The 6180-nt window shown below is 64.7% G+C and carries 5 protein-coding genes and 1 pseudogene; 4 read left to right on the top strand and 2 right to left on the bottom strand.

The features are described 5' to 3' along the window. Positions 1 to 50: 50 nt before the first annotated feature. Both ACTJK8_RS26705 and ACTJK8_RS26710 read left to right on the top strand, forming a co-directional pair. Positions 51 to 842, top strand: a complete 792-nt coding sequence (locus ACTJK8_RS26705; RefSeq protein WP_244413338.1) for an alpha/beta hydrolase family protein — start codon at positions 51 to 53, stop codon at positions 840 to 842. A gap of 488 nt (positions 843 to 1330) precedes the next feature. Next, positions 1331 to 1540: a hypothetical protein gene (locus tag ACTJK8_RS26710; RefSeq protein ID WP_139231624.1), complete on the top strand. Its 210-nt coding sequence runs from the start codon at positions 1331 to 1333 to the stop codon at positions 1538 to 1540. A 110-nt stretch (positions 1541 to 1650) separates the two neighbouring features. Here the strand turns inward: ACTJK8_RS26710 and ACTJK8_RS26715 are convergent, their stop codons facing one another. Together ACTJK8_RS26715 and ACTJK8_RS26720 are read right to left on the bottom strand one after the other, a co-directional pair. Then, a complete protein-coding gene (locus ACTJK8_RS26715; protein ID WP_043347310.1) occupies positions 1651 to 2796 on the bottom strand; it encodes an alpha-hydroxy acid oxidase in 1146 nt (381 codons plus the stop codon). Positions 2797 to 2878: 82 nt separating this feature from the next. Next, entirely contained in the window at positions 2879 to 4546 is a 1668-nt protein-coding gene (locus tag ACTJK8_RS26720) for an L-lactate permease (protein ID WP_012319507.1), read from the bottom strand. Positions 4547 to 4799: 253 nt separating this feature from the next. On the opposite strand from ACTJK8_RS26720, the gene ACTJK8_RS26725 reads away from it, so the two are divergent. After that, positions 4800 to 5582, top strand: a complete 783-nt coding sequence (locus ACTJK8_RS26725) for an FCD domain-containing protein (protein WP_058608339.1) — start codon at positions 4800 to 4802, stop codon at positions 5580 to 5582. A gap of 196 nt (positions 5583 to 5778) precedes the next feature. After that, positions 5779 to 6180, top strand: a pseudogene (locus ACTJK8_RS26730) (integrase); the annotation flags it as partial.

The following is a 6180-nucleotide window of genomic DNA, read 5'->3' on the forward strand; positions in this document are numbered from 1 at the left end:
CCGTCGCCATCGATGCGCCGCCTGCCGAGGCTCAAACATCCCGACCGCTGATGCTGCTTTCTCATGGCAGCGGTGCAAGCGCCCTCGCAATGGATTGGCTTGGCCATCGACTAGCAGAGCGCGGCTTCGTCGCCATTGGCATCGATCACCACGGGCACACGAGCAACCAGACCTATCGGGCGGAGGGATTTCTCTGCCTTTGGGAGCGTGCACGTGACGTTACCGCTCTGCTCGATGATCCGTCCTGGCGAGGCGATCTCGGCATAGCAGTCGAGGACCGGGCCTGCATCGCCGGCTTCTCGGCCGGTGCCTACTCCGCGCTGCTCCTCGCAGGTGCGCGCGTCGCCTACTCGCAGTTTGAGCCTGACAATCCGGTCACGAGCCCGATCCGAGGCCCGCGCGAATTTCCGCAACTTGCTGAGGAGTTGCCCAAACTGCAATCGAGCGCAGTGTTTCGTGCCTCGTGGGAGAGGCGGCGTGATGACTACCGTGACGAGCGCGTACGATGCGCGGTCGCCATTGCTCCAGGACGATCCGTCCTCGGCTTCTCCGAAGAGAGCCTGCGCGCCATCACCCGTCCCGTCCTCCTCATAGGTGGCGACGCCGATACTACTGCTCCGCCCGACCTATGCTGCCGGGCGCTCCAAACGAGCGTCGACACCAGCACCTTCGAGACGATCCGCGGTGGGGTGAACCACTACACGTTCCTTCCGGAAGGCAGCGATAGAGGGCGAGAAGCTGCTCCGGAACTGTTCGAGGATGCATCTGGGTTAGATCGCAAAAGCGTTCACGACCACGTTGCCGCAATGGTTGCGGAATTCGACGAGCGCGTCCGCTCTTGAGCAATGGCTGCTGTCGGCTGAACGTCTTGGATGGGTCGGGTGCAGAATGACTGGACAGGGTGGTTTTCCGCCGGTCCGGTTTCGGTCACAGATCGGGAAAAGCGGACGCTCGGCCGCAGCAAATTCATGCCGAAAGCGAAGTGGCACATTTCAATTCAAGTAATAATTTAGCAAAAGTTCGCTTTATTACAAACTGCTCGGACTCCAAAAATCGGATTGTGGAAAGTAAAACTTTAATTTCTCAAATTTACAAAGTTATATTTAATCTATAATTCCCAGCCTAAAACTCAGTTGGTCTGCGGCGATCGACGCCAGCGGTTTTTCGACCGTCGACCTGACCCTATCCGCTCCGCCAAGCCTCTTCGCTCAAGTTCGATGCAGGCCGCGCAGACGCCGTCGATGGGATCGGAGCTGGAGTGGCCAGACCGGATCTTGATGACTGATGCGCTCATGAATTCGTCGTCTAGAGCCGCCAAGATCTTAAGTTCGTGCGGCGTGAGCGGACGCAAGATGAACTCCTCAACGTTCCGGTAAGCCGTATTTCACCCGGCTTAAGCGCCACGCCCAAGCTGCCGTCGATGCTGGAGCCGATGATCGACCGGACCAAGTTGATCTGGCCCGTCGGCTGCGACACGGCGCCGGACATCTTCCAAGGGCTCGATCGCCTCGGGCGCGCATCCCGATTACGATCCGGCTGAAAAGCTTGGACAACCGGCGATGCTGCGTCTTTCCTAGGATTCGCGGACCCGCGCTCAACCACATCGCAGTGCGTTGCAACGGCCCGCGACAGCGGCAAGCCCGGACCCCGTCAGGAGAAGCGCAAGTTGCTCCGGGTCAGCTGATCGACGGATGCGCAACCCATCAGCCGCATGTCCCGTTCGATCTCGGACCGCATCAGGTCCAATGCGCGCTCGACGCCGGCCTGACCAGCCGCGGCGAGGGGGAACAGGTAGTAGCGCCCGAGGCCGACGGCCTTCGCGCCGACGGACAACGCCTTCAAGACATGGGTGCCGCGCTGGACGCCGCCGTCCATGATCACGTCAATCCGGTCACCGACCGCGTCCACGATCTCGGCGAGCTGGTCGAACGCCGTGCGTGAGCCGTCGAGCTGGCGGCCGCCGTGGTTCGACAGGATGATGCCGGTGCAGCCGATGTCGACCGCACGCTTGGCGTCCTCCACCGACATCACGCCCTTCAGACAGAATTGGCCGCCCCACTCACGCACCATGGCGGCGACGTCGTCCCATGACAGGCTGGGATCGAGCATCTCGGTGAAGTAGCGGCTGATAGAGAGTGCCCCGCCGCCCATATCCACGTGGCCATCAAGTTGCGGGAGCTTGAAGCTCTCGTGCGTGACATAGTTGATCCCCCAGGCCGGCTTCATGGCGAACTGCATCATCCCGGCGAGGGTGAGCCGGAACGGGATCGAGAAGCCCGTCCGCTTGTCGCGCTCGCGGTTCCCCCCCGTGATGCTGTCGACGGTCAGCATCATGACCTCGATGCCGGCCTGCTTGGCCCGGGCCATCATCTCGCGATTCAAGCCGCGGTCCTTGTGGAAGTAGAACTGGTAGACCTGGGGACCGCCGCTGATGCGACGCGCTTCCTCCAGGCTTACGGTCCCGAGCGACGAGACGCCGAACATCGTCCCGTACTTGCCCGCCGCAGCGGCGACGGCGCGTTCCCCCTGATGATGGAATAGCCGCTGAAGAGCCGTGGGCGAGCAGTAGACAGGCAGCGCGAGCCGCTGGCCCATGACAGTCACGGACAGGTCGATATCGCCGACGCCGCGCAGGACGTTCGGCACCAGGTCGCACCGGTCGAAGGCCGACGTGTTGCGCCGGTACGTGACCTCGTCGTCGGCCGCCCCGTCGATGTAGTCGAAGATCGGCCCGGGCAGCCGGGCCTTCGCCATGCGGCGGAAATCGTGGAAGCTGTGGCAGCTGTTCAGTCGCATCTCGGATCCCCGTGGGCGCGTGGCGCCATCGCCAGAGCAGAAGGATGGCCGGGAGGGATCGCTCGCCCCCGGCCCGGCGGCCTCAATGAGCGAGGGTTGGGATGGCCGCGGCCGGTACCATGGCGGTGAATGGCGGCACGTAGGCCTGCAGCATCACCAGGACGCCGACGAGGCAGGCGAGCGCGATAGAGTGGAAGAAGACGTAGCGCAGGATCTTCGCCTCGCCGCCGTACCACTGCGTCGCCGTGGAGGCGACGACGATCGACTGCGCGTCGATCATCTTGCCCATCACGCCACCCGAGGAGTTCGAGGCCGCCATCAGGGTCGGCGACAGGCCGAGCTGCTCCGCGGTGATCTTCTGCAGGCCGCCGAACAACACGTTCGAGGCCGTGTCAGAACCCGTCAGCGCCACGCCGAGCCAGCCGAGCATCGCCCCGAAGAACGGGTAGATCCAGCCGGTCTGCGCGAAGGCGAGGCCCAGCGTCGCGTCGGTGCCCGAGTACTTGGTGACGTAGCCCAGCGCCAGCATCGCCGAGATCGTGATCAGGGAGTAGCGCACGAGCCAAGCGGTGCGGCCGTACTCGCGCAGCAGCTTGAGCGGGCTGAAGCCGAGGATCAGGCCGCCCACGATCGCCGAGAGCAGGATGCCGGTGCCCGTCGCCGAGAGCAGGTTGAGGGTATAGATCGCGGCCTCGCTGTGACTCGCGGCGACAACCGGCGGCATCTTGAAGACGAGGTTGTGCAGGTAGGGCACCGGCATCTTCCACACCCAGAGGGCGTCGAGCCAGGCGCGGAACTGCGGCGTGCCCCAGGCGAAGACGAACAGCGACAGGATCAGCCAGGGCAGCCAGGCGCGGAACACCGTGCCGGGGGAGTGAGTCCGCCGCTCAGCGACCGGAGCCGTTCCTGCGGCGACATCGGTTGCGGTCCAGATGCGAGCGGGCTGCCAGACGCGCAGGAAGCCGGCGAGCGCCGCCATCGAGCAGATCGCCGCGACCACGTCTACGAGCCAAGGGCCGTGGAAGTTCGAGACGAGATACTGCGGAACCGCGAACGAGAGACCGGCCACGAGCAGCGCTGGCCAGACCTCCAGCATGCCCTTGCGGCCGGCAAACGCCCAGATCAGCCAGAACGGCACGAGGAGGGAGAAGAACGGCAGCTGCCGGCCGATCATCGCGGACAGCGCGATGAGATCGAGCCCCGTCACCGCTGAGAGCGCGATCACGGGAGCGCCGAGCGCGCCGTAGGCGACGGGCGCCGTGTTGGCGATGAGTGAGAGGCCCGCGGCGGCCAGCGGGGTGAAACCGAGGCCCATCAGCATCGCGGCCGTCACCGCCACCGGCGTGCCGAAGCCGGCCGCACCCTCGAAGAAGGCGCCGAACGAGAACGCGATGAACAGGAGCTGCAGCCGCCGGTCCGGCGTGATGCCGGCGATCGAGTCGCGCAGGATGTCGAACTGCCCGGTCCGCTCCGTGAGCCGGTAGAGGAAGATGACGTTGAGGATGATCCAGCCGATCGGCAGCAGGCCGAACGCCGCGCCGTAGACGGCGGTGGCCCCGGCCATCGGGGCCGGCATCCCGAAGCCGATCACGGCGACGCAGAGCGCCACGACGAGGCCCAGCAAAGCCGCGACGTGCGCCTTCAGGTGCAGCAGGCCGATGCCGCCGAGCAGCACGACGATCGGCAGGGCGGCGAGCGCCGTCGACCAGAGTGCGCTGCCCAGGGGATCGTAGACTTGGTTCCAACTCACGGCGTGGTCCTCCCGATGGTGGTCCGATCCGAGCCGTGATCGAGCCAGCACCCATCGTCGCCCCGCGCGTGTGGCGTACGCGCGCAGAACCAGGGCCGCCTTCACCGAGCTGAACCGACGCCAGGGCTTATTATTAAACCGCAGGCGATCTGGTGGTAAAACAATTTTACCAATCGTGTCAACTGGACATGGCGCTTGCCCGAGCTACAGTTGTCAGGCGGGGCGGGTTGGTACGGGTGAGTGGGAGCGGGAGATGGAGGAGGACTCGATCAAGGGGGCGAGCGCTGCCGAGAGCACAGCGCGCCACCTGAAGGACCTGATCCGCGAGGGTTCTCTCAGCCCGGGCGATCATCTACTGCCCGAGCGTGATCTGGCCGTGCAGCTCAACGTGTCGCGCCCGACCTTGCGACAGGGCATCAAGATCCTGGAGGACGAAGGCCTCATCGTCCAAACGCCCACCGGACGCTCGGTGGCCGCCCTCGGCCGCGGGATCACGGACCCGCTGATCGCGCTCATCGCCTCCCATGCGGAGGTCGTGGACGATTACCTGGAGTTCCGGGCGACGACCGAACGGCTAGCGGCCCGCCTCGCGGCCGAACGCGCGAACAGCGTCGATCGCGAGCGGCTCAGCCTCTGTATGGATCGCATCGACCGCGCTCACGAGAGCGGCGTCCGGCGCGAGGAGGCGGAGGCGGATGTCGACCTGCACATCGCGGTCTACGAGGCGAGCCACAACCTCGTCGTTCTGCACACGATGCGGGCGTTGTCCGGCCTGCTCCGTCAGGGTGTGATCGAGAACCGCGAGACCTTGTTCTCCCGTCCGGAGACGCGCGACCAACTGCGTGCGCAACATCGGGCGATCTTCGAGAGCGTGATGGCCGGAAATGCGGAGGAAGCCGCCAATGCCGCTGAGGCGCACGTTCACTACACGCACCACGCCCTAAGTGAGATCAAAGCATCGGAAGCGCGTCTTCAGGTATCGTTGCGCAGGCTGAATGGGGGTCGGGTTTCGACACGGCAGAAAGTCGAGCGATAGGCTCTGATCAGCGCAGTAAAGCCTTTGACGCATCGTGACACCGCGAAACATGCGTCCGCTTTCGGGATCCGCATGGCTGTATGTGAATGACTTAGTTGAGTCGCAGTCGGAACGTCCGCAAATGCCCGCTCTCCGAAGCTTCAGTTCGGGTCTCTTCTCGCCTCGTCGGCATGGGCCGGCGGCGAGGAGACAGACGATGGGACATTCTGCACACGATCCGGCCGTCAAAGGACGGCCGGCCTGGAATGCTGGCCGCAAGCTTGGCGCCAAACGAGCCCTCAAGCCTCAGCAGGTCTGGGCCATCCGGTTCTGGCTTGACCGCGAATTGCGCACACGCGACCGAGCAATGTTCGACCTTGCCATCGACAGCAAGCTGCGCGGCTGCGACATCGTCAAGCTAAAGATCGGCGATCTCGTCAGTGGCGGTCGCGTTCGTAGCCGGGCCATCGTCATCCAGCGCAAGACCGGCCGACCGGTGCAGTTCGAATTACTCGAACCCGCACGAACCAGCATCCTCGCATGGCTGGAGGCCAGGGGTGGTACGCTCGACGACTACGCTTTCCCCAGCAGGCTCGACGGCGTCACGCACATCAGCACC

Origin of the sequence: Methylobacterium sp. 22177, from assembly GCF_052045615.1 — a bacterium.
In the GTDB taxonomy this organism is placed as follows: Bacteria; Pseudomonadota; Alphaproteobacteria; order Rhizobiales; family Beijerinckiaceae; genus Methylobacterium; species Methylobacterium radiotolerans.

Bases quoted from the DNA above. Each gene is read 5' to 3' on its own strand.
- ACTJK8_RS26705 (WP_244413338.1), top strand. From the start codon at position 51: ATGCTGCTTTCTCATGGCAGCGGTGCAAGCGCCCTCGCAATGGATTGG.
- ACTJK8_RS26715 (WP_043347310.1), bottom strand. From the start codon at position 2,796: ATGCGACTGAACAGCTGCCACAGCTTCCACGATTTCCGCCGCATGGCG.
- ACTJK8_RS26725 (WP_058608339.1), top strand. From the start codon at position 4,800: ATGGAGGAGGACTCGATCAAGGGGGCGAGCGCTGCCGAGAGCACAGCG.